Origin of the sequence: Spirosoma oryzicola, from assembly GCF_021233055.1 — a bacterium.
GTDB lineage: Bacteria > Bacteroidota > Bacteroidia > Cytophagales > Spirosomataceae > Spirosoma > Spirosoma oryzicola.
The window spans coordinates 2,727,563-2,753,547 of record NZ_CP089538.1; the positions used below are offsets into that span (position 1 = coordinate 2,727,563).

19 protein-coding genes are annotated in these 25,985 nt (G+C 52.9%); 7 read left to right on the top strand and 12 right to left on the bottom strand.

The genetic code is table 11. The features are described 5' to 3' along the window. Positions 1–3: 3 nt before the first annotated feature. The 6 genes from LQ777_RS11540 to LQ777_RS11565 all read right to left on the bottom strand — a co-directional run bounded on the left by LQ777_RS11540 (position 4) and on the right by LQ777_RS11565 (position 10,995). Positions 4–1,527, bottom strand: a complete 1,524-nt coding sequence (locus LQ777_RS11540; RefSeq protein WP_232562674.1) for a RagB/SusD family nutrient uptake outer membrane protein — start codon at positions 1,525–1,527, stop codon at positions 4–6. Between the two features lie 18 nt (positions 1,528–1,545). Beyond that, on the bottom strand, positions 1,546–4,995 hold the full coding sequence (locus tag LQ777_RS11545; RefSeq protein WP_232562675.1) for a SusC/RagA family TonB-linked outer membrane protein: 3,450 nt from the start codon (positions 4,993–4,995) through the stop codon (positions 1,546–1,548). 57 nt (positions 4,996–5,052) lie between these two features. After that, entirely contained in the window at positions 5,053–6,108 is a 1,056-nt protein-coding gene (locus tag LQ777_RS11550; protein ID WP_232562676.1) for a FecR family protein, read from the bottom strand. An 81-nt stretch (positions 6,109–6,189) separates the two neighbouring features. Next, positions 6,190–6,783, bottom strand: a complete 594-nt coding sequence (locus LQ777_RS11555) for an RNA polymerase sigma factor (protein ID WP_232562677.1) — start codon at positions 6,781–6,783, stop codon at positions 6,190–6,192. A gap of 261 nt (positions 6,784–7,044) precedes the next feature. Then, positions 7,045–9,783, bottom strand: coding sequence for a glycoside hydrolase family 78 protein (locus LQ777_RS11560; RefSeq protein ID WP_232562678.1), 2,739 nt, complete (start codon positions 9,781–9,783; stop codon positions 7,045–7,047). 144 nt (positions 9,784–9,927) lie between these two features. After that, entirely contained in the window at positions 9,928–10,995 is a 1,068-nt protein-coding gene (locus LQ777_RS11565; RefSeq protein WP_232562679.1) for a cellulase family glycosylhydrolase, read from the bottom strand. Positions 10,996–11,085: 90 nt separating this feature from the next. Here LQ777_RS11565 and rsmI point away from each other — a divergent pair, with 90 nt between their 5' ends. From rsmI to LQ777_RS11600, 7 genes are all read left to right on the top strand, one after another. Further along, the gene (gene rsmI / locus LQ777_RS11570; RefSeq protein WP_232562680.1) at positions 11,086–11,823 is read left to right on the top strand and encodes a 16S rRNA (cytidine(1402)-2'-O)-methyltransferase; all 738 of its coding nucleotides are present in this window, start codon (positions 11,086–11,088) and stop codon (positions 11,821–11,823) included. Next, positions 11,816–13,069 carry a lipoprotein N-acyltransferase Lnb domain-containing protein gene (locus LQ777_RS11575; protein ID WP_232562681.1) on the top strand — a complete coding sequence of 418 codons (1,254 nt, stop codon included), beginning with the start codon at positions 11,816–11,818 and terminating at the stop codon, positions 13,067–13,069. Before rsmI ends, LQ777_RS11575 begins: the two co-directional genes overlap by 8 nt. A 103-nt stretch (positions 13,070–13,172) precedes the next feature. Next, positions 13,173–14,465 (top strand): acetylxylan esterase, encoded by a 1,293-nt coding sequence (locus LQ777_RS11580; protein WP_232562682.1) that lies wholly within the window; start codon positions 13,173–13,175, stop codon positions 14,463–14,465. Positions 14,466–14,556: 91 nt separating this feature from the next. Further along, positions 14,557–15,489 carry a D-2-hydroxyacid dehydrogenase gene (locus tag LQ777_RS11585; protein WP_232562683.1) on the top strand — a complete coding sequence of 311 codons (933 nt, stop codon included), beginning with the start codon at positions 14,557–14,559 and terminating at the stop codon, positions 15,487–15,489. Between the two features lie 157 nt (positions 15,490–15,646). Then, on the top strand, positions 15,647–18,370 hold the full coding sequence (locus tag LQ777_RS11590; RefSeq protein ID WP_232562684.1) for a DNA gyrase/topoisomerase IV subunit A: 2,724 nt from the start codon (positions 15,647–15,649) through the stop codon (positions 18,368–18,370). A gap of 211 nt (positions 18,371–18,581) precedes the next feature. Next, on the top strand, positions 18,582–19,277 hold the full coding sequence (locus LQ777_RS11595; protein ID WP_232562685.1) for a SanA/YdcF family protein: 696 nt from the start codon (positions 18,582–18,584) through the stop codon (positions 19,275–19,277). Positions 19,278–19,430: 153 nt separating this feature from the next. Further along, positions 19,431–20,033, top strand: coding sequence for a CAP domain-containing protein (locus tag LQ777_RS11600; protein WP_232562686.1), 603 nt, complete (start codon positions 19,431–19,433; stop codon positions 20,031–20,033). Between the two features lie 252 nt (positions 20,034–20,285). Here LQ777_RS11600 and LQ777_RS11605 read toward each other — a convergent pair whose 3' ends face one another. The 6 genes from LQ777_RS11605 to LQ777_RS11630 form a co-directional block, all read right to left on the bottom strand. After that, positions 20,286–20,633, bottom strand: a complete 348-nt coding sequence (locus LQ777_RS11605) for a hypothetical protein (protein WP_232562687.1) — start codon at positions 20,631–20,633, stop codon at positions 20,286–20,288. Between the two features lie 6 nt (positions 20,634–20,639). Further along, entirely contained in the window at positions 20,640–21,404 is a 765-nt protein-coding gene (locus LQ777_RS11610) for an SDR family NAD(P)-dependent oxidoreductase (RefSeq protein ID WP_232562688.1), read from the bottom strand. A gap of 99 nt (positions 21,405–21,503) precedes the next feature. Beyond that, positions 21,504–22,409 (bottom strand): helix-turn-helix domain-containing protein, encoded by a 906-nt coding sequence (locus LQ777_RS11615; protein WP_232562689.1) that lies wholly within the window; start codon positions 22,407–22,409, stop codon positions 21,504–21,506. Between the two features lie 320 nt (positions 22,410–22,729). Further along, entirely contained in the window at positions 22,730–23,791 is a 1,062-nt protein-coding gene (locus tag LQ777_RS11620) for an acetate and sugar kinases/Hsc70/actin family protein (RefSeq protein WP_232562690.1), read from the bottom strand. Between the two features lie 99 nt (positions 23,792–23,890). After that, a complete protein-coding gene (locus LQ777_RS11625) occupies positions 23,891–24,904 on the bottom strand; it encodes a hypothetical protein (protein ID WP_232562691.1) in 1,014 nt (337 codons plus the stop codon). 95 nt (positions 24,905–24,999) lie between these two features. Beyond that, positions 25,000–25,692, bottom strand: coding sequence for a hypothetical protein (locus tag LQ777_RS11630; protein WP_232562692.1), 693 nt, complete (start codon positions 25,690–25,692; stop codon positions 25,000–25,002). Positions 25,693–25,985 lie beyond the last annotated feature (293 nt).

Here is a 25,985-nt window from a genome sequence, read left to right on the forward strand (position 1 = left end):
GGCTTAGTAATTCGGGTTCTGGATCAGGTTTGGATTCAGGTCACGATCCAGCTGCGGAATGGGAAGCAATTCGCTTTTCCCTTTTACGAACGTCGAAAAAGCCGGGTCACGGCTAGCCAGTTGCGGCCCCAGATCGCCCCAGCGGGCCAGGTCATTCCAGCGGTGGCCTTCACCCGATAATTCCGTCACGCGTTCGTGCTTGAGCTGAGCCAGAAACTGATCCTGCGTTAACCCCGGTCTTGCCGCCGTAAGCGTTGGCAATCCAGCCCGGCGTCGTACCTGATCGACATACGCATAGGCCTGGGTGGTCTTGCCCGTCGCGTTCAAGGCTTCGGCGTACATCAGCAGCACGTCGGCATAGCGGATATAACGCCAGTTGTTGGGCGAGCGGTAGCCTTCCTCGTTTTTCCAATGGTCGTTCTGAAACTTCCGGAACCACACCCGCTTGTTGTCCCGACCGTAACGTTGGGTAAACGTCTGGCCGTAGATCAGCGTGGAATCTGGTCCTTTCACATTAGTTGAATCAAACAGAAACGAAGCTTCCAGGCGCGGGTCGCGGGCACCCGTAGTCGTTGGTTCGTAGAACTCGCGGGTTGGCCAGCGGTTCGCTTCGCCGTCGGACCAGCCAATGCTTGGAGGGCCGAAGAACTGGGCCAGCGACGTGCCGTAGTTCTGATTGGGGGTTTCCGTATCGTCATCCGTCGTTTCCGCCGGGTTGATCTGAAACTGCCATTCAAAGATAGACTCCCGGTTGTTTTCTGTCGAGATCAAAAAGTTGTCGCGGTAGTTCGCTGTCAAGGCGTAGATACCCTTGCCTTCGCCATCCGCCAGCCATTGTAGGGGCGTAAGCGACTCGGTGTATTTGCGCTGCTGCATGTACGAACGTGCCAGCAAGGCATAAGCCGCTCCTCGGGTGGCCCGGCCCAGCTCCGCCGAAGCGTAGGTTGTTGGCAGGACAGGAGCCGCTTCGGTCAGATCCTTTTCGATCTGCGCCCAAACCTGCGCACTGGTTGCCGAGCTAGGTCTGTCGCCTACCACCGATACCTGCAAAACAAGCGGCACATTGCCCCACAACGTAACCAGGTGAAAGTAGTACATGGCCCGCAAAAACTTCGCTTCGCCGATATAGCGTTGCTTCAGCGTTTCGTCCATCTGAATGGCAGGCAGGTAGTTGATCACCTGATTGGCCCGGTTGATGCCGATGTAGTTATCGTTCCAGACGCCGTAGGCATTGCCGTAGTTGTAATCCGTGATCAGGAACTGATCCATGTTGTTGACGATGTCGGTCGCTGGACTTTGGCTGCGGCCCTCGTCGGAACGGATAATGTAATAAAACGGCATCCACCGCGAAATGCCACCCCGGTGCATGGTGCTGTAGACAGAATTGACCCCCGCCAGGGCATCGTCGGACGTTTTCCAGAACGACTCGGTCGTTACCTGGTTGGGGTTTACAATGGTTAAGCTTCGGTCGCAGCTCGTCAGTCCCAGAACGGTAACCAGACTCAAAGCGCTCAGTATGTTTTTCATAAGGAAAATGAGTTGTCGTTAAAAATCACCCGTCAAACCGACCGAAATGACGCGGGGCGAGGGCCAGTTGCCGTTATCGACACCACGCTCCTGGATGCCAGCAGTACCTCCTGCACCCGTTACGTCGGGATCAAGGCCCGTGTATTTCGTGATGGTGAACAGGTTCTGACCGCTTACAAACACCCGCCCGTTCCGGACCGCGATTTTGCTCAACAGTGCTTTGGGAAGCGTATAGCCGATCTCCACGTTTCGCACCCGCAAGTACGAAGCGTCTTCCAGCCAGCGGTCCGTGTACCCAAAGTTGTTTGAAATGATCCCCTGCGGATTGTACACATTCGCGTTGGGGGTTGCCTGCAACGCAATGCGTGGGTCGTTGGTGTTCGTGTTCGTCGGCGACCACGGGTTGACGTCCCGGCGGAAATTGGTGTTCTGGTAGCTGTCCAGCGACCGGCGAACATCGTTGTACACGGTGTAGCCAAACACACCCACCAGCTGCACGTTCAAACTAAACTGCTTGTAGCTGCCGTTGAACTGCGCACCGGTCTGTAATTTGGGCCAGGGCGAACTAACAAACTGGCGGTCGTCATTTTGTGTAATCTGACCGTCGCCGTTGGTGTCTACGTAGCGGATATCACCGGGCCGGGCATCGGGCTGGATGAGGTTGCCATTCGGTCCCCGGTAGTTGTTGACTTCTTCCTGCGTCTGGAAAATACCGGCTGTTTTCAGGACGTACCACTGACCAACGGGTTGGCCAACCTGCGAGCGGGTGTTGCCACTCTGAATGTAATTTACGTTTTGTCCCTGATTGCCGACGTTTTCGATCCGGTTCTTGATCGTGGTGAAGTTAGCCGATACATCCCACTTGACGGCGTGTTCATTGTTGCGGTACGTAGCCGAAAACTCAACACCCCGGTTGCGGATCGACGCCGTATTCACGTACGGATTACCGCGCAGATTACCCAGATAGCCCGGTACGGCCAGGTTCAGAATCGCATCCGACGACAGGGAGTTGTAATAGTTGATCTCCGCCGAAAGCCGGTTGTTGAGGAAGCTGGCGGTTACCCCGTAGTTCTGCGAAATCCGCTGTTCCCAGCGCAGATCCGGGTTTGCCAACTGAGCCTGGTAAGCCCCCACGCTGGCGTTCTGGTCGATCCCGAAAATGGCTCTTGGGTTGTTGTTGATAAAGGCCGTGTACGGAAACGAACCAAGGGTTGGCACCACAATACCCAATTTGCCGTACGAGGCATTCAGCTTCAGATCCGAGATCCAGTCGACGTGGAAAAACTTTTCCTGACTGATACGCCAGGCACCGGCCACCGATGGGAAGAAACCCGTCCGGTAGTTCTCCCCAAAGCGCGAATCCTGGTCAACGCGACCCGTCAGCGTCAGCAGGTATTTGTCGTTGTAGGTATAGTTCACCCGGCCGATGTACCCAAGAATCCGGTAGTTGTCGGGCGTGCCACCGGCGGAGTTCGAGATGCCCGTAGCCGCATTGATGGTCGTGAAATACTGACCACCGGCGTACCCCAGATTGGTGCGAGAACCCGACGTAACGTCACGCTGGGCCGTTTGCTGGCTGATCCCGACCACGCCGTTGATGTTGTGGACGCCAACCGTTTTGTTAAAGTTCAGCGTATGCTCGAACAGCAGACTCAGGTAGCGGGACCGGTCTTCGCCGACGGAACTGGGCACCACAGCCGCGCTGTACTGATAAATGCCGATCCGGCGCAGGTTCTGGGTGTAATCGAAACTTACTTCCAGACCCGCGTTGGCGCGGTAATTCAACCAGTCGGTCAGCTTGACATCGAGGTAAGCGTTTCCAACCAGTTTGGCGAAGTTGCTTTTGTTCGATACCAGATTACGCGCGGCCACCGGGTTGTAGGCGTAGGTTACTGCACCGGGATTGGTACCGATCCCGTAGCCTTCCGGGTTGCTGGCGTTGATAAAACTAGGGTCCTGCACCGGGATAACGGGCAGCATACTGGCCATGTCGTAGATCGGGTTGCCCGCCGGGAAATTCCGAATGTTGGAGTTGGTCAGCACGGCATTCTCGCCAAACGTAAAGCGACCGATGGTGCTCCGGGTATTGATCCGCAGGCTGGCCCGGTCGAAGTTGCTACCGATCACATAGCCCACGTTATTAAAGTAGCTGCCCGAAATCAGATACGAACCGGTCTTCGAGCCGCCCGACAAGGTCAGGTTGTAGTCTTGTAAACTACCCGTACGGAGAACTTCGTCCTGCCAGTTGGTATTGATGGCCGGGTTAAACGTTGCTTCGGCTACACTGGAGGGGGGCGTCTGGCTGGAGTTCTGGTATTGCTGCCGTTGCAGAGCCGCAAAACCCGACGCGTCGGTAAGATCCCAGCGTTTGTAAGTCTGTTGCACGCCGTATTTGGCCGCGAACGACACGCGCACCGGACCTTCTTTCCCTTGTTTCGTCGTGATGATGATCACGCCGTTGGCCGCTCTTGATCCGTAGATAGCCGCTGCGGACGCATCTTTCAACACTTGAATGGACTCGATGTCGTCGTTGTTGATGGTCGGGTTCGCGTCGGCAATCATCCCGTCGATGATGTACAGCGGATCGGTGTTCAGGAAGCTGGCAACCCCGCGAATCTGGATTGAAGCCTGCTGCCCTGGTACCCCCGTATTCCGAACCGTGACGCCGGGCGAAAGACCCTGGATGGATTCGGCGACGGAGTTAGCCGTTACCCGGTTCGACTGCGCTACGCTGATCACGTCGTTGGCCCCCGTAACGTCCCGCTTACGAACGGTCTGGTACCCAATAACCACGACTTCTTCGAGGGTGCGGTTGTCGGGGACCAGCTTCACATTGATCGTCGACTGGTTGTTGATAGCTACGTCCTGGTTCACGTAGCCGACGCTCGACACGGTGAGCGTTGTTGCCGCATCACTGGCGTTCAGGGTAAAGTTGCCGTTCGCGTCGGTGGTGGTACCGTTGGTGGTGCCTTTTTCCAGGACGTTGGCCCCCGGTAAACCCGCATTGGTTTCGTCGGTAATCTGACCGGTGATGCGCCGGACGGCGGTGACTTCCCGCAGCTCGACCGGACGGGCTTCGTCGGGTGCGACGGGAGCGTTTACCGAAACGGGTTCCTTTTTGGGAATAGGCTGGATAACGTACAGATTATCCTTGATTTTCCGGTAACGTAGTCCCTGTTCGTTAAGCAGCTGATTCAGCGACTGTTCCAGCGTGCTGCCATCCGGTTCGGTTTCGGTCAGGCGGTTGGCCAGCAGCGACTCATCATACGCAAAGCTGACTTTGTAGCGCTTTTCCAACTCGCTCAACACTTTCTTTAAGGAGCGAGCCCGACTCGGCTTATTTTCGGGAAACGTGTGTTCTGTCCTGCTTTGAGCCCGGGTCAGCAACTGGGCCGCAGCTACAGACGGTAGACTGAGTACCACCGTTCCTGCCATCCAGAGCGAAAGGGGTAAAACCATTCTTTTCATACCACGAAGAGTTAATTGATTGCAATTGATTATTTACTTGTGCGTGTAGCGCCTGAATTACTGTCGGTGCAGGTAGATCCGGTCCTTGTCCCGGACAACCTGTAAGTCGAACGTAGCTGCCAGCGTTGTTAACAGCGTCTCTACATCCTGACTGGATAAATTGCCCGTAAACCGTCGTTCGGCCAGCGCGTCATCATCGAAAACAAGCGTCAGGCCCCAACCATCATTCAGCTGTTGGGCAATGGCGCGCAGCGGGGTGTTTTCGAAGGCGAATTCCTGCTTAGTCCAGGCCGTATACAGTTGCGGTTTGGCCCGTTTGATCGCGACCGGTAGGGCTTCCGACTGGGCCGTGGCTAGTTCGCCGGGCTTCATCAGCATCACACGAGCTGCCGGACCGTTCGGTTGTGACAACTGAATTTTTCCTTCCGACAGTACGACCTGCGTTTGTCCCCGGCGGGTGTTGACATTAAACCGGGTTCCTAGCACCGATATGTCCAGGTTAGGCGTGTGGGTAATGAATTTGAGCCGCCCCGACGATGTGCGCTGTTTGGTGACGGTAAAAAAAGCTTCGCCTTCGAGCCATACCTCGCGGTCGCGGGCGTTTGTCCAGTCGGTTGGGTAGGAAAGCGTTGAGTTCCCGTTCAGCCGCACCTGCGACCCGTCGGGAAGCGTAACGGTCAGCAACTGGCCGTAATTCGTATGCACCTCCTGCCGTTGCCCGTAGTGCCAGTAGGCCCAGCCACCGCCCGCCAGCACCAGCAAACCCGTTAGCGAGGCCGCCAATTGCCAACGCCGGAATGGATTGACCCAACGTTGCCAGCGTGTTTTGACTTCGCCCAATGGCTGCATCTGCTGCTCGTAGGCCGTATCCAGCACCTGCCAGATGCGTTCCTGGCGGCTATCCGTCAAATCGTCCTGCCGAATGCGAAGGTGCAGTAAAATGGCACTGGCTTCCTCAATGACGGGCTGCTGTTCGGGATGCCTGAGCATAAACGAATGCCAGAACGACATCGTCTCTTCGTCGGGCTGTAGCACCCACCGACGAAATGATTCGTCCAGAACAAACTCGTTTATGGAGTAATGACTATAATCCGGTAGATCTGAGGCATTCATGCGATGAGGGTAGCAGATGACAAAAAACAAAGGCGTTCATCGGCTTTATTATCCCTCGCAGTCGCGATTATTTTACAAAATTTATCGGATCAGTGCCAGGACGGCGAGAATAGTGTGCAGGGCCATCCGCTTTTGGAGCGAGGCAATGGCTTTATAAACAATCTTGTAAACGGAGCTTTGCTCGATGCCCATGACGCCCGCTATCTCCTCGTAGCTCAGATTGTCGAAATACTTCAAAAAAAGGGCTTCCTTCTGGCGGGCGGGTAGGCTATTCAGCTCATGCAGTAATAGCGTCGATTGTTCCTGAGAAATCTGGGCGTCCAGCCAGGTGGGTTCGTAGTAGAATTCGATCTTAAAATCGAGCGTGTCCAGTTCGTGATCGAATCGTTGTTCGCGGGTAAGCTTGCGGACGATATCCCGACGAAGCGCCCGCATCAGGTAAAATTTAATCGAATCGGTGCGGCCTAACCGCTCGCGTGTTTCGAGGATGGTCAGGAAGAGGTCTTGCAGACAGTCCTCGGTCATTTCCCGATTCTGAGCGATCTTGTATCCGTAGTTATAGAGTGTTTTGGCGTACTTACCGTAGAGATAGGCATAGGCCGCTTTATTGCCGTTTAAAAAATCATCCCAGAGTACGGTATCCGTTGAGTAAGAGTAACTTAAGGAGGCATCCAACTGAATAAGTGTTTAGCACATACTAAATGTAAAGAATTAACGGGAATAGTCATAATTGTTCCACAAAAAAGGATGTTTGGCTGTGGTCGTGGTGTCGGCGTGTCCGCCCGCGTGGTGTCGGTTTCTCAAAACCGACCCTTTGCGTCAGCAATCCGTGTCGGTTTTGAGAAACCGACACCACTACAAAAACAAGCAAGCCGAAAGCGTTAGATCTCGGCTTGCAAACCGGAATGGATGGTCAACCGGTCACCGTGGCGCGAATCAGTTAGTCGGATACGAGAACTCATAATCGCCGGAGCCTACTTCCAGGGTAAGATCGTTCTGACCCGCTTTGATGTTGCGGAAATTGGCACCCTGCGCGAGAGCTTTTCCGCCTTCGGTCACACGCGATGCGTCTGCTTTGGGGAGTCGGATGGTGGCCGTCGTGTTGGTCGGAACACTCACCCGGACGATCATCTGCCCGTTTTTGCGCTCCCAGCCCGATTTGATATCACCGTACGAACTCTTCAGCGACGATTTGGCGTACGTCAACCGGTCGGTCGGCTGAGGCTGAATCAGCACATGTTTGTAGCCCGGCTTGCCAATTTCGATGCCGCTCACGACCCGGTACATCCAATCGCCAATGGCCCCGTACGCATAGTGGTTGAACGAGTTCATGCCCGCATCCTGGAAGGTACTGTCGGGACGAATACCATCCCAGCGCTCCCAGATCGTTGTTGCCCCCATCTTGACGGGGTACAACCACGACGGGAAAGATTCTTGCAGCAGCAGATCATATCCTACATCCGTAAATCCGTTGTCGGAGAGCACCTGACACAGGTAAGGCGTGCCAAGGAAACCCGTCGACAGGTGATTTTTGCGGCTCTTAATGTCATCGACCAGGTGCTGGGCCGCCAGCGGACGAAGTTCGTCGGGGAGTAGATTGAACATCAGGGCCAGCACGTACGCCGTTTGTGAATCCGAAGCAATTCGTCCGGTCGGGGTGATGTATTCACGCTGGAACGTCGCCTTGATTTTGTTGAACAAGTCCGCGTACTGTCGGGCGTCGTCCGTTTTGCCCAGTACGGTAGCGGCTTGTCGTAAAAGGTCCGTCGAGTACGCGTAGAACGCCGTCGCAATCATGTCGTTGTTGGTGTAGCCATCAGGTTCGGCGTGGCTGTACATGTGCGGCTTGTAGAACAGCCAGTCGCCGAAAACGCTGCCGCCTTTCCAGATGTAGCGATCTCCGGCTTTCTTGTGAATGTACTCGACGTACGCTTTCATACTTGGGTACTGCGTTTCGAGAATGCGCTGGTCGCCATACAGTTGATAGATGGTCCAGGGGGCAATCGTGGCGACATCGCCCCAGCCCGCCGACGTCGCTGCGTCTTTGCCAAGGGGATTCAGAATATCGGGAACGACGAACGGTACGGCTCCGTCCGCCCGTTGGTCGGCGGCAACGTCGGCCAGCCAGCGCGTGAAGAGAGCTGCCACATCGCGGTTAAAGCCAGCGGTCCGGCAGAAGGCCTGCGCGTCGCCGGTCCAGCCGAGCCGTTCGTCGCGTTGCGGACAGTCGGTCGGTACGTCTACGAAGTTTCCTTTTTGCCCCCACTGGATGTTGTGCTGCAACTGGTTGACGAGCGGATTTGAACAGTCGAACTGACCCGTCTGCGGCATGTCGGTATGAATCACAACACCCGCCAGATTGTCCGGTTTAAGATCGCCGGGGAAACCGTCAACGGCGACGTACCGAAAGCCCATAAACGTAAACCGAGGCTCATAAACTTCTGTGCCGTTGCCTTTCAGCGTGTAATGCAGTTCCTGTTTCGCTCTGCGCAGGTTGGTCGTGTAAAATTCGCCTTGTTTGTCCAGTACTTCGGCATGACGAATCTTGATGGTCGTACCCGCCGGGCCGCTTACGTTTAGTCGAACCCAACCCGTCATGTTCTGACCGAAATCGGCGACGAGTGTTCCCGATGGCGTTTTGAAAATACGGATCGGCTTGATCGTCTCTTGCCGACGTACCGGCTGACTGACGGTTGAAACAAGCGTATGGGTCGGATAGTTGGCTACCTGAACCGCCGACCAGTTGGTACCCGTAAAGTTGGGCGTATCCCAACCGGCCCGCTCCATCCGGGCGTCGTAAATCTCGCCGTTGTACAGTTCCGACTTGCGAATGGGGCCATCCGTGCTGGCTTGCCAGCTACCGTCCGTACCAATCACGTCGGTTGTTCCATCGGTGTATTGGATCACCAGTTGGGCCAGTAACGCGGTGTTGTTCCCGTAAAACGCCGAATTGTCTTCATAGCCGAGAGCGCCTTTGTACCAGCCTTCGCCCAGCATCGCGCCGATGACATTCGCCCCCGATTTCAGTTGGTCGGTTATGTCGTACACTTGGTACTGAAGCCGTTTCGGGTAAACCGTCCAGCCCGGTGTGAGCAGATCTTCGCCGACGCGCTGGCCGTTCAGGTGCAATTCGTATAAACCATGCGCCGTAGCGTACGCCCGTGCCGACGCCACTTTTTTGTTGATCGAAAAGGGTTTCCGCAACATCGCTACCGGACCCGCTGCTTTAGGATTGGCACTGACCGGCAGTTCAACCCACTTCGCCTTTTGCCAGTCAGCGGGTTGCAGCAGGCCCATTTCCCAGTACGCCGGACTGCTCCACGACCCTTCTTTACCGGAGCCATCCCAAACCTTGACCCGCCAGTAGACCCGCTGGCCCGATGTGAGCGCTGGCCCCGAATATGGGCGGAGCACCGATTCATCGGAGGCTACTTTTTGGGAATTCCAGACCTGACTTTTACCCGCAAACGTTGGCGTGGTGGCTGCCTGAATCTGGTAAGCGGTCTGGTGGAGGTTACGGCCTTTGCCGGACAATTTCCAGCTCAGTCGGGGCTTGGTTTCGGCAATACCCAGCGGGTTGGTACGGTGTTCGCAGGTCAGCTCGCCGGGCGTGAGCTGGGCCAATGCCGTCCGGGTCAGCAGCAGACTCGTCAGCAGAAATAAGGAGGGTTTCATGAAAATGGGTTTAGAAAGGCTCTTAAAACAAGCATTCACGCCTGAAACGAGTAGGTACGTAAAGAACAGATCAAAATAAAAGCAATTCCAAATCGCCACTGTTCTGTGGTGTCATGGTCAAGCCGCATCTGTATGGTCATACACTTATTTACCGGTGGTTAGCTGCTTGATGACTGCCGTTTCCTTCGGGTTGAAAACAGAACCGTCGGGGCGGAACACGTCGTGAAACCAGACTTTTGGTTCTTCACCATTGGGCATGGGGGCATCCCAGGCGTAGATCGTGTTTGTTTTGCCTTTGACCAAGCCCCAGTTGATGGCTCCCACTTTATACTTTTTGAAGACGGGCAGGCAGGTTTCAAAGGTGCTGTTGCGCGTACGGGCCATGTATTCGGTGCAGATAAGCGGGCGGCCTTGCTTCTGCAAGTCAAGAATTTGCGCTTCCAGCTTGGGCGCTTCGGCGTAGTTGTGAAAGCTGATGATGTCCGACTGGGCGTACATAAGGTCGTTTGATAGGGGATGGTCGTGCCAGCTACCGACCGTAATGGGCTGCGACGGACGAACGGCCTGCGCCCAGACAAACGTTTTGGTCAACAAGGGCAACACGGCATCGTTGTAGCCGCTGTTGGTTGGTTCATTGAACAAATCCCAGGCGACAACCCGCTTGTCATTGGCGAAAGCCGAAAGGACGCCCTTGGTATACTGTTCTAATCCTTCCCACGTCCGTGAATCGAACAGCCGTTTGGTACCGGGACCACGCACCCAACCCGAATTGTGCTTGCCGACAACCGGATCGGGCTGTTTGCCGAGTTTAGGCTCGTCGTTCCAGCAGGAGTCGAACAGCACAAACATGATTTTGATGTGGTGCTTATCGGCAATCTGCAAAAATTGATCGATGCGCTTTTTGTATCCATCGGCGTCCTGCTCCCAGACCAGATTGTGCAGAAATACCCGCATAACATTCATGCCGATGCTTTCGGCGTAGCCCAGTTCACGGTCGATGGTAGCCGGATCGAACGATTCAGCCTGCCACATTTCCAATTGATTGATGGCGGTGCTCGGAATAAAATTAGCGCCAACCAGGAATGGCTGCGTCTTGTACCAATCGTTAGCCTGCTGGGCTGTCCAGCGTTGAGCAATAGCTGAAAACCAGCTCATGTGGCCGATCAGCAGCAGAAAAAGAAACCGGGAAAACCGCAATGACGGACGTTGCATAAATAGTGGAGAGGTTTATAGCTACAAAGACGATTTCTCGCTAATCTATTCGACTGCACGAAGTTTTTGTGATTGAGGTTAACTTGCAGCATGAAACTGTACCTCGTACCGACGCCCATCGGTAACCTCGACGATATTACGCTTCGGGCCATCAAAGTCCTGCAACAGGCCGACGCCATTCTGGCCGAAGATACCCGTACCTCGGGTGTACTACTGCGTCACCTGAACATTAGCAAGCCCCTGCATAGTTACCACATTTTCAACGAACACCAGACCGTACAGCGACTGGTGAATCAGTTGAAGGAAGGAAAAACCCTGGCGCTGGTATCTGATGCCGGAACGCCGGGTATCTCGGACCCTGGATTTTTGCTGGTACGGGAGTGCATCAAAAATGACATTCCGGTCGAATGCCTGCCGGGGCCAACGGCTTTCGTTCCGGCGCTGGTCAATTCGGGTCTGCCCAACGACCGCTTTACGTTCGAAGGGTTTTTGCCCCACAAAAAAGGACGGCAAACGCGGTTGACTGAGCTGGCGGAGGAAGAGCGGACGATGGTGTTTTACGAGTCGCCCCACCGCTTGTTGAAAACCTTACAGCAGTTTGCGGACGTGTTTGGCGCGGACCGTCCGGCCAGCGTATCGCGTGAGCTGACGAAGGTATTTGAAGAAAATCAGCGCGGGCCTTTGTCCGAACTAATTGCGTATTTTGCCCAAAAAACCATAAAAGGTGAGATTGTTATCTGCGTACAGGGAAGAGAGCCTAAAAAATCGGGCCGGCGTTCGGATCAGCGGGAAGGAAGAGAAATCGACAATGACGACGAAGATGAATAAGCTAGTCGAGAAAAGTAGGGGGAGGGTACCGCGTGTAGCGTGGCTTTGCGGCTTGCTGACGGGTCTTTTATTGCTGACCCATCAGGCTTCGGTCGCGCAGGTACCTACGTTGTCGCCCGCTTCGCGCGTGAGCCTGGTTACCTACGGACCGGGGGATGACGACATTTCATCGGCCTTCGGGCATACCGAGATCCGAATCGTTGACCCGGCGCTTGGTCTTGACCGGAATTACAGCTACGGTGGCTTCGACTATCGGACGGACTCATTCATCATCAAGTTTCTGCGGGGTACCTTGCCGTACCTGCTGGATGTTCATAATCTGTACCAGGTGATGTTCTATTACCAGCAGACCAACCGGAGCATTCGCGAACAGCAGCTTAATCTGTCGACCACGCAGCAGCAACGGTTGCTGGCCGCGCTGGAGAAAAATTATCTACCCGAAAATCGGCAATACCAGTACCAGTTTTATTACGACAACTGCGCCACCCGGCCCCGCGATATGATTGCCGAAGCCTGTGGCGATAGCCTGACAATCCCATCGCGGTCGCGCATGACGGGTAAATCGTACCGCGACCTGATGAACGATTACCTGAACGAAAAGCCCTGGTATCAATTAGGCATGAACCTCGCCATTGGGCATCCCGCCGATGAGCAGACCGATGGCTGGCACGCCATGTACCTGCCCAATCAGGTGTACGACCAGTTTGCGCACGCAACGCTGGTTCGGGCGAACGGTCAGACGGTGCCGTTGGTACAGGGAGAGCAAACGATTTTTGCCGCGCAGAAGCTGTTCCGGCAGCAGCTCCCTTTTCTCCTGGACCCCGATGTAGTCTTTACTATTTTCGGCGTTGTTATCGCTTTGTTTACGATCCGGCGGTATAGGACGGCCGGGAAAGTTGATCGCTGGCTTGACCGGCTGCTGTTCGGGACAGTAGGCTTTCTCGGCTGGTTTCTGCTTACCCTATGGCTGATTCGTGATGACGGCGTAACGGCCTGGAACCCAACATTGCTGTACCTGATGCCTTTTCACCTCCCGCTGATCTACTGGGCGACAAGCGCAAAAGCTACCGCCCGACGTCGGACAACGTATTTCACCGTTACGTCTATTCTAATCGTACTGGGCATCTTCCTGTCTAACATACCGGGTGGGTTCGATGTGATTTTTCCATTAACGCTGCTTATTCGCTGTATCGTCAACATACAGCGGGTTCGGCGGGGCTACGAGACGCCCGCGCGGGTGGCCTGAACAAAAACGAGACTAAGAGAAGGGAACGACAAGGGTTCGTCGGTAGAAATGAGTAGGCCGAAATCGTACCTAGCTTCTACCGTAAACTACGTTCCCATCTTTCATGAAACGACTACTCCTTGTCCTTTGTCTTTTTCGTTGTCTTGATCTCGTTGCTCAACCGTCTGAGCGGTTTGTAAAAATCGTTGTCTCTCCCGATCACGCCGACTGGCAGTATAAGATCGGGGAACCCGTCAGGTTTACCATATCGGTCTACCGAAACAATGTCCTGCTGAAAGGAGCGAAGCTTCGCTACGAGATTGGCCCCGAGAAGATGGAGCCCACCAAAAAGGAAACCGTTACCCTGCGGGACGGAACCTTGGCGCTGGATGGGGGGACGATGCGAACGGGCGGTTTTCTGCGGTGCATCGCTACGGTTGAGGTTGACGGGAAAGAGTATCGCGGCCTGACAACGGCTGGCTTTGACCCGCAGACCATCAAACCTACGGTCGAAAATCCCGCCGATTTCCGGGCGTTCTGGGATAAGGCCAAGGCCGATCTGGCGGCTGTTCCGGTTGATGCCCGCATGACCCTGCTGCCGGAGCGGTGTACGGAACGGACAAACGTGTATCACCTGAATCTACAGAATATCAACAATTCGCGCTTTTACGGTATTCTGTGCGTCCCGAAAAAAGAAGGAAAGTATCCCGCCATTTTGCGCGTTCCCGGCGCGGGGGTTCGTCCGTACAATGGCATGATCGCCGAAGCCGATAAAGGGTTTATAACCCTCGAAGTAGGCATTCACGGGGTGCCGGTTACGATGGAGCCGGTTGTGTACGAAAACCTCAGCCGGGGGCCGCTCAATGGTTACCCAGCCGCTAATCTGGACGACCGGGACCGGTATTACTACAAGCGTGTCTACCTGGGCTGCGTACGGGCGGTGGATTTTCTGACGAGTTTACCTCAGTACGACGGTCAGAATCTGGCCGTTACGGGTGGTAGTCAGGGGGGCGCTTTGTCCATTGTGACGGCGGGGCTCGATTCGCGCATCAAACGGCTGGCCGCTTTTTATCCGGCGTTGTGCGACGTAACCGGGTATCTGCACGGGCGAGCCGGTGGCTGGCCGCATCTGTTTACGGGGAACGATCTGGCCTACAACAACAAACCGGATCGCATCAAAACGACGGGCTACTACGATGTTGTCAATTTCGCCCGACTTGTCAACGTGCCCGGTCGGTACGCGTGGGGATTCAACGACGAAACCTGCCCGCCAACGTCCATGTACGCGGCTTACAATGTCATTCCCGGCCCCAAGACGCTGGACATTGAATCGCTTGATCCGGGACACTGGACCTATCCGGAACAGACCGAACGAATGACCAATTGGCTGTTAGCTCAGCTAAAAGGAGAAAAGTAGGGCACAATCTATCTTGTCCTGCCACGCTGATCCGAAAAGTTGTTTGTCCGCACGAACGCAACCAAATTGACCTGAATTACGTAAATCTAGTATGCAACTATTTGTCAATACCACGCTCAACGACACGTTAAAGACAACGCTCCGCCAGCAACTGCCCGGCGATATAACGCCTGTCTTTCGCCATGACTTACCGGCTGATCAACAACAGGACGCCTTCAAAGCCGCCAATATCGTACTAGGAAACCCGCCCCCTGCCTGGTTTGCTGAGCCGCTGACTAATCTGCAATTCTGGCAATTGGATTCGGCGGGATTCGATGGTTACCGCGACGCACAGGTAAACGCCCAGATCGCAAACATGGGTGATTACTTTGCCTGGCCCTGCGCCGAAACGATGGTCGCCGGAATTCTGGCGTTCTACCGGCGCATTCCTGAACTGGTGACCTTGCAAAACCAGAGCCAGTGGGTTGGTGCACCGATTCGGGAACGAACGGGTTTGCTACGCGACAAGCGCGTGATTATCCTGGGCACGGGAACCATCGGTCAGGCGGTACGCCAAATGCTGACGGGCTTCTTCTGCCAAACAAAAATGCTGGCTCGTACGGATCCACAGGCCGATTTGCACTCGGTTGATGAGCTGAAAGCCGCCTTGCCGGAGACGGATATTGTAGTCAACTGTCTGCCCGGTACGGCCAGGGGTTTTTTCTCGGCTGAACTGATTGCCGCTATGCACCCCAACAGCATTTATGCCAACGTTGGACGAGGTACGACAACCGACGAAACGGCATTGATCGACGCGTTGCAATCCGGTCAGATTGGGGGTGCTGTTCTCGACGTGACCGCCACGGAACCGCTGCCCGCCGATAGCCCGCTCTGGACGTTACCAAATGTGCTATTGACGCAACATACGGGCGGTGGACAGCCCAACGAAGACGACGGGAAAGTGCTCCAGTTCGTGCGAAATCTTGATCGGTTCCGAGCTGGTGAACCGCTGGAAAATGCCGTCGAACTGGGCCGGGGATACTAGCGGGAAATAGAAAGTTGGATTAGGGTATTTTGTGCATTTTTAGCCGTAAAAAGCCGTTTTTTCAACTTTTTTTAGTAAATTTAAGGAGTCGAACACAAGGTTTGCCGTTCGGCAGATCCCGCCTAATTATCCAGTGAAATAGTACCTATAACAATTCATGATGAACGAAGAAAATCAGGAACCGATAGACGACGAACAGGGCCTGCCCGAAGCAGCGTTTTCTGCCGATGACGCGGAGCCAGTAGAGGCTATCGGACCGGATGAGCAACCGATTGATACCGTCAACGAAGTGCTGCACGACCAAACGGTCGTTTCGGGACTTTACGAAAATTACTTTCTGGATTATGCCTCGTACGTCATTCTCGAACGCGCCGTTCCGGCTGTTGAGGACGGTCTGAAACCGGTTCAGCGCCGTATTCTGCACGCGCTTAAAGAGATGGACGATGGCCGCTTCAATAAAGTGGCCAATGTGATCGGGCAAACCATGCAATATCACCCCCACGGTGATGCGTCCATCGGCGAAGCGCTTGTCAACATCGGCCAGAAGGAACTGCTCTTCGATACGCAGGGCAGCTGGGGCGATGTCCGTACGGGCGATGGCGCAGCCGCTCCGCGTTACATCGAAGTTCGGCTTTCGAAGTTTGCGCTCGATGCCATCTACAATGATAAGACCACGGAATGGCAGCTTTCTTACGATGGTCGTAAGCGCGAACCCGTTACGTTGCCCGTAAAATTCCCGTTGCTGCTGGCGCAGGGTGTCGAAGGGATTGCCGTTGGGCTTTCGACCAAGATTCTGCCGCACAACTTCAACGAACTGATCGATGCGTCGATTCAGATTCTTAAAGACAAACCGGTTCAGTTGTTCCCCGACTTTCAGACGGGCGGCCTGATCGACGTTAGCAACTACAACGACGGGCACCGGGGCGGTAAAGTCCGGGTTCGGGCGCGTATCGAAGAGGTTGACAAGAAGACGCTGGCCATTCGCGATGTGCCGTTCGGCGTGACGACCCCCCAACTGATCGAATCCATCGTTAAAGCCGCTGAACTGGGAAAAATCAGGATTAAAGCGCCAAGCCGGAATGTGGCCGCTGTGGTGGATAACACGGCGAGGGACGTTGAGATTCTGGTTCACCTTCAACCCGGTGTATCGCCCGACGTGTCAATCGACGCGCTCTACGCCTTCACCGATTGCGAGGTTTCGATCTCGCCCAACGCCTGCGTGATCATTGGCGATAAACCCCATTTCGTCAGTGTCGCGGACATCCTGCGCGTCAACACGCACCAAACGGTCCAGTTGTTGCAACGCGAGCTTGAAATTCGGCGTAGTGAGTTAATGGAGCGGTTACTGTACAGCTCGCTCGAAAAGATCTTTATCGAAAACCGTATTTATCGTAAGATCGAGGAGTGCGAATCGTTCGAGGCTGTTCTGGCAACGATTGACAAGGCGCTGAAACCGTTCAAGAAGCAGTTTTACCGTGCGATTACGGAAGACGATCTGATTCGTCTGACGGAGATTAAAATCAAGCGTATTTCGAAATACGACGGATTCAAGGCGGAGGAACTGATGCGTAAGCTGGAGCAGGATCTGGCCGAAACCGAAGACAATCTGGCGAATATTACGCGTTATGCTATTGCGTATTTCAAGGACCTCCAAAAGAAATACGGGAAAGGACGGGAGCGTAAAACCGAAATCCGGGCGTTCAATACCATTGCGGCTAGTGTCGTAGCGGCTGCCAACCAGAAACTTTACGTTGATCGGGAGGGTGGCTTTATCGGATACGGCCTGAAGAAAGATGAGTACGTCAGCGACTGTTCGGACATTGACGACATAATCATTTTCCGGCGTGACGGAAAATGCCTGGTGACGAAAGTGCAGGACAAGGTATTCGTTGGCAAGGATATTGTTTACGTTTCGGTATTCAAAAAGAACGACGAGCGTAAAATTTATAACCTTATTTATCTCGATGGTAAGTCAGGCATTTCGATGGCGAAGCGATTTCCGGTAACGGGCGTCACGCGTGATCGGGAATACGATCTGACCATGGGTAATCCGAAATCGAAGATAACGTATTTCAGCGCGAACGATAATGGCGAAGCAGAGGTTATCTCCATTAATTTGACCGCGCAGTCTACGGCAAAGGTTAAACAGTTCGATTTTGACTTTGCTTCGGTGGGTATCAAAAACCGGGGAGCGCAGGGTAATATCCTGACCAAGTATAACGTGCGGAAGATTACCCAGAAAACGGGTGGTGTATCGACATTGGGTGGGGTAGATATCTGGTACGACGATCACCTCGGACGGTTGAATCGGGACGAGCGCGGACGAATGCTCGGTAATTTTGATGCGAAAGACAGCATTCTGGTCGTTTATAAAGACGGGCAGTATGAATTGACCAGCTTCGATCTGACCAATCGGTACGAGCCCAACGAAATCGCGGTGCTGATGAAGTTCGATCCCGAAACGGTACTCTCAGCGGTTTACTACGAAGCGAATCAGAAGGCCTGGTACGTAAAACGGTTTAAAGTCGAGACAACATCGCTCGATAAGAAATTCAGCTTTATCGGCGACGTTAAAGGCTCTAAAAACCTGGCTGTAACGGTTGATCAGTACCCGCGGATCGAGCTTGTTCATCAGGTGAAAGAGCGGGGACCACTCGAAAAAATGGTACTCGAACCCGAGGGATTCATCGAAGTACGGGGTTGGAAGGCATTGGGACAGAAATTACCGTTTGTCAAAGTGAAAGAGGTCAAGCTGCTCCCGCCCAAAGTTGTTACTGCCAATACGCCTAAAAGCGATGTACAGCCTGCTGCGGTACTGGAAGCGGGCAATACAACCGAAACCGAAGAAAAAGAGTCTATTCAGTTAGGGTTGTTTTCTTAGAAGGTGTCAAAACCTTATAGAACCCAGCATCGGGTTCTATAAGGTTTATCGATCAACCCAGCGGTCAGCAGGTAAAGCGGAAAGTATCAGTTCAGGTACGCTGCTTTCGCCGAAAATGCAGAACGTACGTGGCAAAATGCAACCGCAGTAAATAAAGATCCATTTGGTAATGTTGTTGGATTAACGAAAAATCCACATTTTAGCGAATAGAATGAACACGACGTTTGCCACCGACTATAGTGACGACACTCCGCGCGAAGCGGTTGGCATTCGTATGGTCAAATGGACGATTAAGATTGCTATTGCCCTTACTTTCAGTGGCTCCATCATCGTATTGATCTGCAACTGGTGGGTTGTGCAAAGCACAAAAGATCAGATTTTCTTCGACATTAGTGAATTACCGGCCAATGACGTTGGCCTTGTTCTCGGCACCAGTAAGTTCGTACGGTCGGGAAAAGAAAATCTGTTTTTTCGTTACCGCATGGAAGCAACTGCCCGATTATGGAAAGAAGGCAAAGTCAAGTACCTTATCCTGAGCGGTAATAACGACTCCGAGTATTACAACGAACCGGTCGATATGCAGCGGGCGCTGGTGAAGTTAGGCGTTCCGGCTTCTGTAATGACCCTCGATTACGCCGGTTACCGAACGTTCGATTCGGTCGTACGCTGCAAAGACGTGTTCAACCAGGAGAAGATCACGATTATCTCGCAAAACTTTCATAATGCCCGCGCCCTCTACATCGGCAATCACGAGGGTATGGAAGCCATTGCCTTTGCCGCGCAGGACGTTCCAGACGGCTATTCTCTCCGGACACTCATCCGCGAGTACCTCGCCCGGCCCAACGCGATCCTTGACGTGTATATCCTGCGCCCGCAGACCGAAAAAGGGAACTGGGAGCGAAAATAAGCACAAACGCATTCCTGCATTTACTAGAAGTTCTGTTCTTATCTCGTTTACCAAAGAGTAAGGATGTAACGTTTATTTTACTGGATTGACTATTTCGTAATACTAAGCTGAGCGACCTACCGTTTAATCAACAAATAGACGGTTTATCTGCTTATGAAAATCACCTACCTGTTAGGCGTACTTGCCTTAGTTGGCGCTACTGCTGCCTGTCAGTCCGACCGGGAAACAACGCAAACGCCCGCACCCGTAACCTCGTCCGTTTACAAAGAAGGGGGCGCTGGCGAAACCCTTGGTATGGCACCCGATTTGTCGGGGGCTCGGGCGGCAGTATCGACCTCAACCCAGCAGCAGGAAGTATTAACCTACATCAATCAGGCTCGCTCGAAGCCTTGTCAATGTGGGACAACCGTTTACCCGGCGGTTCCGGCCCTGGCGTTGAACAGCCTGCTAACGTCGGCTTCGGACAAACACGCGGTCGATATGGCGACCAACAATTACTTTAGCCATACCGGTAAGGATGGATCGCAGCCGTGGGACCGTATGACGCGCGAAGGATACAAATGGCGGGCGGCTGGCGAAAACATTGCCGCTGGTTACGCAACAACGCGTGCGGTTGTCGATGGCTGGCTTAAATCGGAAGGCCACTGCAAAAACATTATGAGCGCTAACTTCAAAGAAGTAGGCGTCGGCTACGGATACTCCGCCAGCAGTACCTACAAACATTACTGGGTGACTGATTTTGGTACGAAATACTAATTGAATAGACACTCGTTTATGTAGAAAACCCCCTGACTTCAATCAGGGGGTTTTTCTATATCCGTGAATTGCTTTGTAAAGCTTAATAGGTTGTCGTCCGCGCGGGCGGCCCCGCCGACACCACGGATGGTACCGCTGATCCCACGCCTATACGTGGGTTTGTCATTTCGACGATAGAAGCCATGCCAAAAGGAGTAAGAAAGACCATTTTAGACGACCTATTAAGCTACGAACTTCCGGCCCGAATTAACTTTACTTTTTCAGCGGGTGCCCCAGATAAATCAAAACCAGCGGAATCAGTAGAAACGGGATCTCAAGTAAAGCCGTTTTCAGATTACCTACATTCAGGGACAGCGCCATAATGAGTAGTATGATGCCTGCGTTGATGAGATTACCCGCAAAAAACGTCTGCGGAAACAGGACCAATAAGGCAACGCTTAACGTAAGTACGCTTATCAGATAAAGGATGGTTCTGTTGGTTCCTAATCCCAGCTCGGTAAGCATATCGGATGTTTCCGGTTTCATGGAAAGTCCTGCCCAGCCATGCCGTACACTCAGGATAACAGTGATGATCAGCAGTGCCCCGCTCAGTAGTTTCATGGCTGATTAGATCGCTTGACCGCCCGATACTTCAATGCGTTGACCGTTGATCCAGCGGGCGTCATCCGTACACAGAAACGCGACCACGCCCCCAATGTCGTCGGGCAAACCTACGCGGCCCAGGGCGGTCTGACTGGCTATTTGTGCGTTTAGATCCTGGTTATCCCGTACGCGCCCGCCACCGAAATCGGTTTCAATCGCTCCGGGAGCCACTACGTTCGCAGCAATACCTCGGGGGCCTAATTCTTTCGCCAGATAACGCGTAAGCACTTCGACCGCACCTTTCATGGAGCCGTAGGCCGATGAACCCGGATAGGTAATGCGCGCAAGTCCCGACGAAATGTTGATGATGCGGCCCCCGTCGTTGATAAACGGTAATGCTTTCTGGGTGAGGAAAAACACACCTTTATAATGAACATTCAGGACCGTGTCGAACTGTTCTTCGGTGGTTTCGGCAAATAAAGAATAGAGAGCTGTTCCGGCATTGTTGATCAGGAAATCAAAGCGGGGAGCGCCGTACGTATCGTTCAGGTAGGCGGTCACCTGCCCGAAAAAGCCGTCGAACGATTTCACGTTGCTGGCATCCAATTGAAAGGCGCTGGCTTTCTGGCCGAGTGCCTGGATTTCCGCTACTACTTTATCCGCTTCCTCCTGATTGCTGTTGTAGGTAAGTACGACATCAATCCCTTTTTTGGCAAGGTTGATCGCCATATTCCGGCCTAACCCTCGGCTTCCGCCGGTAACCAATGCGATTTTACTTTGTGCGTCCATATCGTTGTGATTTGAGTAGGACAAAGTTGGCGCATTATCTGGTTTAAGCAGTTGCAAGCATCAATCCATTGTTTGCAAGATTCAAATGCTGCCCCGTTTTCAGGCTCGGAAAGCGAGTGGAGAAAACGAGGTTTGTTTTCGGAAAAAGTTGGAGAAATGGGCGACTTCCTCAAAACCCAGGCTGTAGGCAATTTCAGTAATGCTCCAATCCGTTTTCTTCAGGAGGATTTTTGCTTCCTGAATGACTCGGCTACTGATCAGACTGGTCGTGGTTTTCCCCGTATTTTCTTTCAGAACTTTATTCAAATGATTGACGTGGACCGACAGTTGATCGGCGAAATCTTTAGCGGTGCGGAGGTTGAGCTTCTGGTGGGGCGATTCGATGGGAAATTGCCGCTCAAGCAATTCGATAAACAACGAGGAAACCCGTGCGGAAGCGGTATGAGTCGGGTAAAGAGCCGTAGCGGGCTGTAATTTCTGACCATAGTGAATCAGTTCCAGCACGTAGTTACGCAGTAGATCGTACTTGTAGGCGTAATCCGACGATAGCTCTTTGTGCATTTTCTGGAAAATATACAGCAACTCAGTAACCTCTTCGTCAGACAGTTGAAAAATAGGGTAGCCCCCCGGCTTGAAAATCGGTAGCTCGTCTAAGATGACGCTACTTTTTGACTGGACCAGGAAATCATCCGTAAAAATGCAGAAGAAGCCGGATTGGTTGTCGTCCTGTGGCAGGTAGTGATACGGGATTTTCGGCGTGGCAAACAAGAGCGCATTCTTTTCAATGTCGATAACCTTGTCAGCGTATTCCGCTTTATTGTGCCCAATGATCAGACTGATTTTATAGTAGGACCGCCGGTTGTAAGGCATAAACGGCTTCAGCTTGTATTTAGCGCTTATGTCCGCTATTTTGAAAACGTTGAAATGCCCGATCTCTTTGTTTATATCCTGGGGAATGAGATCCGAAATTTCTTTGTAAAATCCTTCCAGCGTTGTCGTTTCCATACCAGGTCCGATTTGTAAAAATCAAATGTACGTATTTTCGCTACTAGTCCGTATATTATTGCATAAAGCCGTGTTGGATGAGTGATGTCGGTTTTGAGAACCGCGCGGGCGGCCCCGCCGACATCACTCATCCAGCATCACATCACGTTTTTTTTGCGGATTCCGGACGATACTGTTTCTCAAAAACCGACCCGGTGAGAAATCTTAACGGTCAGGTTTAAGAACCTGACCGCACGCTAGTTCAAATCAGTTTAGCTATAAAACCAAACAGCCGGGCGTACTGCTAAGTAGCCCGGCTGTTTGGTGTATGGTTGTGATGATTATTTCGGCATCGCCAGCAGGAAACCAATCGTGAAGTTCGAATCCCAGTCGAACACGAATTGATCGCAGCCGGTCGCGTCGGCGATGGCTTTGTAGATGTTTAAACCCGCTTTCGACTTAGCGTTGTCCAGCTTGTAAGCAGAAGGTGCATCGAGAACCGTGTAGCGCTCTTTGCCTTTCCGAACCGCTTTGGCCAGTTCGAAGGGTACGCCACCGATGATAAAACAGGTTTTGCGATGATCGTCCGGTACTTGTTTTGCTTTGGCTTTTACTTCCGTAGCAACCGCTTCGTCGCTCGTGCCGTTCTGAAAATACTTGGCTCCGTACGTTTCCAACGCTTTGGTCGAACCACCTTCTTTCCATGAAATTTTGGTGTTTCCCGAACCGATATCAACAACGAATGAATTGCTCTCGTAATCGGCGGGCAACACCGACCGCAGGCCCAGCGAACCCTCCTGCTCCGGCGTTACGGTATTGACGAAGTAATTAAGCGATTTCAGCGCACGGATAATCTTCTGCGTTCCATCCGCTTTCACTGCGCCCGAGCTGACCACAAAGTGAATGTCGCGGCCACTCACGCCGAAGTCAAGCATTTTGCCGATGTAGCTTTTCAATCCCGAACGGACATCGTCGTCGGACGCCATATTCTCGATAACGAGGCTATTGCCAAATTCCGCTTTTTCGAGCTTCCAGTTTTTCTGATCGTCAACGCGAATAATGAACGAGTTGAATCCGCTGGCTCCCAGTTCGACCACGCCTTTTAACTTTCCACCGTTGGGAGCAGGAGGGGTATAATTGAACGACCGCCCGGCATTACTATTGCTAGATGCTTCATCCGATGACGAACTTGACGATGATCCATTGTCAGAAGCCGACGATTCATCCGACGAGGCTGTGGAGGTCTGGTCGTCAGACCGGGGAAGGGTAGCGGACTCTTCCGATTGTTTCGGGGATAGTTTGCGCAGGGCATCGTTGCCGCCAAAGTAGCGGAATCCGAAAAAGATAGCGGCTAAAATGAGAGCCGTAATAAGCAGCCGACCGGCTACGGTTAATCGTTGCATAGTTTTATTGAGTGATTGGGTGAATGAGCGATTGTGTGAAAAAAAAGCGGCTGAGTGATAATTCGCTGCATCACTCATTCACTCAACCGCTCGATGAAATTAGTCTAGCAAGTTCCGATAACCAGCATCTTTGGGAGGGTTCGGAGCCGTGATGACTGGCTGAGCGGGGGCGTCGAGCTGCACCATCTTGAACTCGCCTTTGTTGTAAGCTTCCAGCAAGGCTTCCCCTTTGTCGGACAGGATACCGTTCTGGATATCTACGCCATTGATGAAGTCCATCGACAGGTCCATCGCCCGTTTCATCTCGCCGAGTTTCTGGCTCATATCGTCCTGAATGTATTCCATCGACTGGTCGAAATAAAACTTCTTGTCCGGGTCGCCTTTGAAAATACTCACGGCAGTTTTTAGCGCGTTCGAGCTTTCTTTAACGATCTGGTATTCCGTTTCTTTGAGCCGGACTTTGATTTCGGTTTCTTTAATGATGTAATCGGCGCTCTGGTTTACTTTTTCCATGAAAGCCAGCACCTGTTTCATGTTCCGCTGAAGAGGCAGTAGCTTTTCGTTCATCTCCTGCAAGCCTGCGCCTTCGATGGTCGCCAGTTGAGCCGACTCGCGCATACCCGGCTTATCGCTCATCGAGTTTGCTTTGTTTGCTTCCGCAAATTTCTGCTTGATCGATTCGTTGTTTTCGTTGATGCGCTTGTTGAGTTTCACCAGTTGCCCCGCCAGCGTGTTGATCTGGCCCTGCATTTTCTGACGCTTGTCTTTTAGATCCTGCACGTAGATTTTCATGATGGCAATCGGGTTCAACTGGATGACCGTACCCGTAATGCTGCGCATCAACGATTTAAAAAGAAAGAACATCGCCGTCCGCACGTCGCGGCTGGTAAATAGAAAAATAAGAACGCCTAACGCGCCCAGTAGAAGCGCCAGTTCAAGCACGTTTGAGGTGGCCCGAATCAGAAATTCGAGAATTGCGTTCAGGTGATAGAGGCTGAAACCGGCAATGCCAGCCAGCACGATCATACCAAAAAGACCTTCGGGGCGGCTCCAGAACGAACGTTTTTCGGCGTCCGTACTGCCACCAAGTTGTGAAAAATCAGGAGTAGCCATGTATGTAGTAGTACGTTTAGGGGTTCTGCTTATAAGCTTATAATAGGCTCAGCGTGCGTTAGTCTCTGAAAACTAATGTCTTGAAAACAAAGTCCTTATTTCAGATACTGGGTTAGTTTCGCCATATCGCTTTTGATCTGCTCGGTGAAGTGCGCAAAGGTCACTTCGTAATTCTGCCGATTCTGCGTAATCTTCGCGCTTTGCTCGGTAATCTCTCCACCAATGGCCGACAGTCGGTCGTTGTTAGCGTTGATCTTCTGCTGAATCTCAACCAATTGTTTGGCCAGCGCTTCGTTTTCGGTTTGTAGCCGCTTTTCCTCGTTCTGCAAACCGCCAACCCGATCTGCTAGCGCCACATCGACGCTTTTGCTGAACGCATCGCGGTCGTTGTTGAGCGCTGCAATATACCCATTTGCCGTTTTGGTCAGTACCGAAATGTCGTTCGGCCCGCCAAGCGCTTTAAAACTCGCCCAGGCTGCCTGAAACTGTTTATCTTCGGGTAGTCCCAGATTGGACAGGCTTCGCAGGGTTTCGCTAAACTCAAAATAATCGGGACCGGGCGGGTTGTTCTGAGCCAGCACATTCGCCAGATGTTCCGCAAACTTCGAGTCTACGGTACCCGTCGGGGTTACCGCTGTGGGCTGCGTGGGTTGCGGATTGGGGGCACTGGCTGGACGTGGTGCCGTCGGGGCAGGGGTAGGTTTAGTGCCTGTGGCGATTCCCGGATCTTCTTCTTTTACGAAGAAATTCAAAATTTTTCGACCGAGCGATTTATCAGGTTCTGGCATAGTTTGTTTTCATTTCGGGGTCACCCGTGTGTGAAATACAGAACAATGTTACTAGGTCCGGACCGATCATGCGGTATGATTCTGGCCGAACGGTTGCCTAGCCTGATAATAAGTTCTAGGGCGGGCCGAATGTTTGATTAATCGTTTTAGAAAGCCACAAATAAGCTAAGTAGTGTAATCAAAATTTTTGTCATGCTGACGTAGGAAGCATCTTCGAAGGTGACCTTTTTGCCTGCTACCGAAGATGCTTCCTGCCGCACCGGCGGACCGGTCAGCATGACAAAAACGCTCTT

What these genes read in the sequence shown, in the direction of transcription:
- LQ777_RS11540 (WP_232562674.1), bottom strand. Translation starts at nt 1,527, where the DNA reads ATGAAAAACATACTGAGCGCTTTGAGTCTGGTTACCGTTCTGGGACTG.
- LQ777_RS11545 (WP_232562675.1), bottom strand. Translation starts at nt 4,995, where the DNA reads ATGAAAAGAATGGTTTTACCCCTTTCGCTCTGGATGGCAGGAACGGTG.
- LQ777_RS11550 (WP_232562676.1), bottom strand. Translation starts at nt 6,108, where the DNA reads ATGAATGCCTCAGATCTACCGGATTATAGTCATTACTCCATAAACGAG.
- LQ777_RS11560 (WP_232562678.1), bottom strand. Translation starts at nt 9,783, where the DNA reads ATGAAACCCTCCTTATTTCTGCTGACGAGTCTGCTGCTGACCCGGACG.
- LQ777_RS11565 (WP_232562679.1), bottom strand. Translation starts at nt 10,995, where the DNA reads ATGCAACGTCCGTCATTGCGGTTTTCCCGGTTTCTTTTTCTGCTGCTG.
- rsmI (WP_232562680.1), top strand. Translation starts at nt 11,086, where the DNA reads ATGAAACTGTACCTCGTACCGACGCCCATCGGTAACCTCGACGATATT.
- LQ777_RS11575 (WP_232562681.1), top strand. Translation starts at nt 11,816, where the DNA reads ATGAATAAGCTAGTCGAGAAAAGTAGGGGGAGGGTACCGCGTGTAGCG.
- LQ777_RS11580 (WP_232562682.1), top strand. Translation starts at nt 13,173, where the DNA reads ATGAAACGACTACTCCTTGTCCTTTGTCTTTTTCGTTGTCTTGATCTC.
- LQ777_RS11585 (WP_232562683.1), top strand. Translation starts at nt 14,557, where the DNA reads ATGCAACTATTTGTCAATACCACGCTCAACGACACGTTAAAGACAACG.
- LQ777_RS11590 (WP_232562684.1), top strand. Translation starts at nt 15,647, where the DNA reads ATGATGAACGAAGAAAATCAGGAACCGATAGACGACGAACAGGGCCTG.
- LQ777_RS11595 (WP_232562685.1), top strand. Translation starts at nt 18,582, where the DNA reads ATGAACACGACGTTTGCCACCGACTATAGTGACGACACTCCGCGCGAA.
- LQ777_RS11600 (WP_232562686.1), top strand. Translation starts at nt 19,431, where the DNA reads ATGAAAATCACCTACCTGTTAGGCGTACTTGCCTTAGTTGGCGCTACT.
- LQ777_RS11605 (WP_232562687.1), bottom strand. Translation starts at nt 20,633, where the DNA reads ATGAAACTACTGAGCGGGGCACTGCTGATCATCACTGTTATCCTGAGT.
- LQ777_RS11610 (WP_232562688.1), bottom strand. Translation starts at nt 21,404, where the DNA reads ATGGACGCACAAAGTAAAATCGCATTGGTTACCGGCGGAAGCCGAGGG.
- LQ777_RS11615 (WP_232562689.1), bottom strand. Translation starts at nt 22,409, where the DNA reads ATGGAAACGACAACGCTGGAAGGATTTTACAAAGAAATTTCGGATCTC.
- LQ777_RS11620 (WP_232562690.1), bottom strand. Translation starts at nt 23,791, where the DNA reads ATGCAACGATTAACCGTAGCCGGTCGGCTGCTTATTACGGCTCTCATT.
- LQ777_RS11625 (WP_232562691.1), bottom strand. Translation starts at nt 24,904, where the DNA reads ATGGCTACTCCTGATTTTTCACAACTTGGTGGCAGTACGGACGCCGAA.
- LQ777_RS11630 (WP_232562692.1), bottom strand. Translation starts at nt 25,692, where the DNA reads ATGCCAGAACCTGATAAATCGCTCGGTCGAAAAATTTTGAATTTCTTC.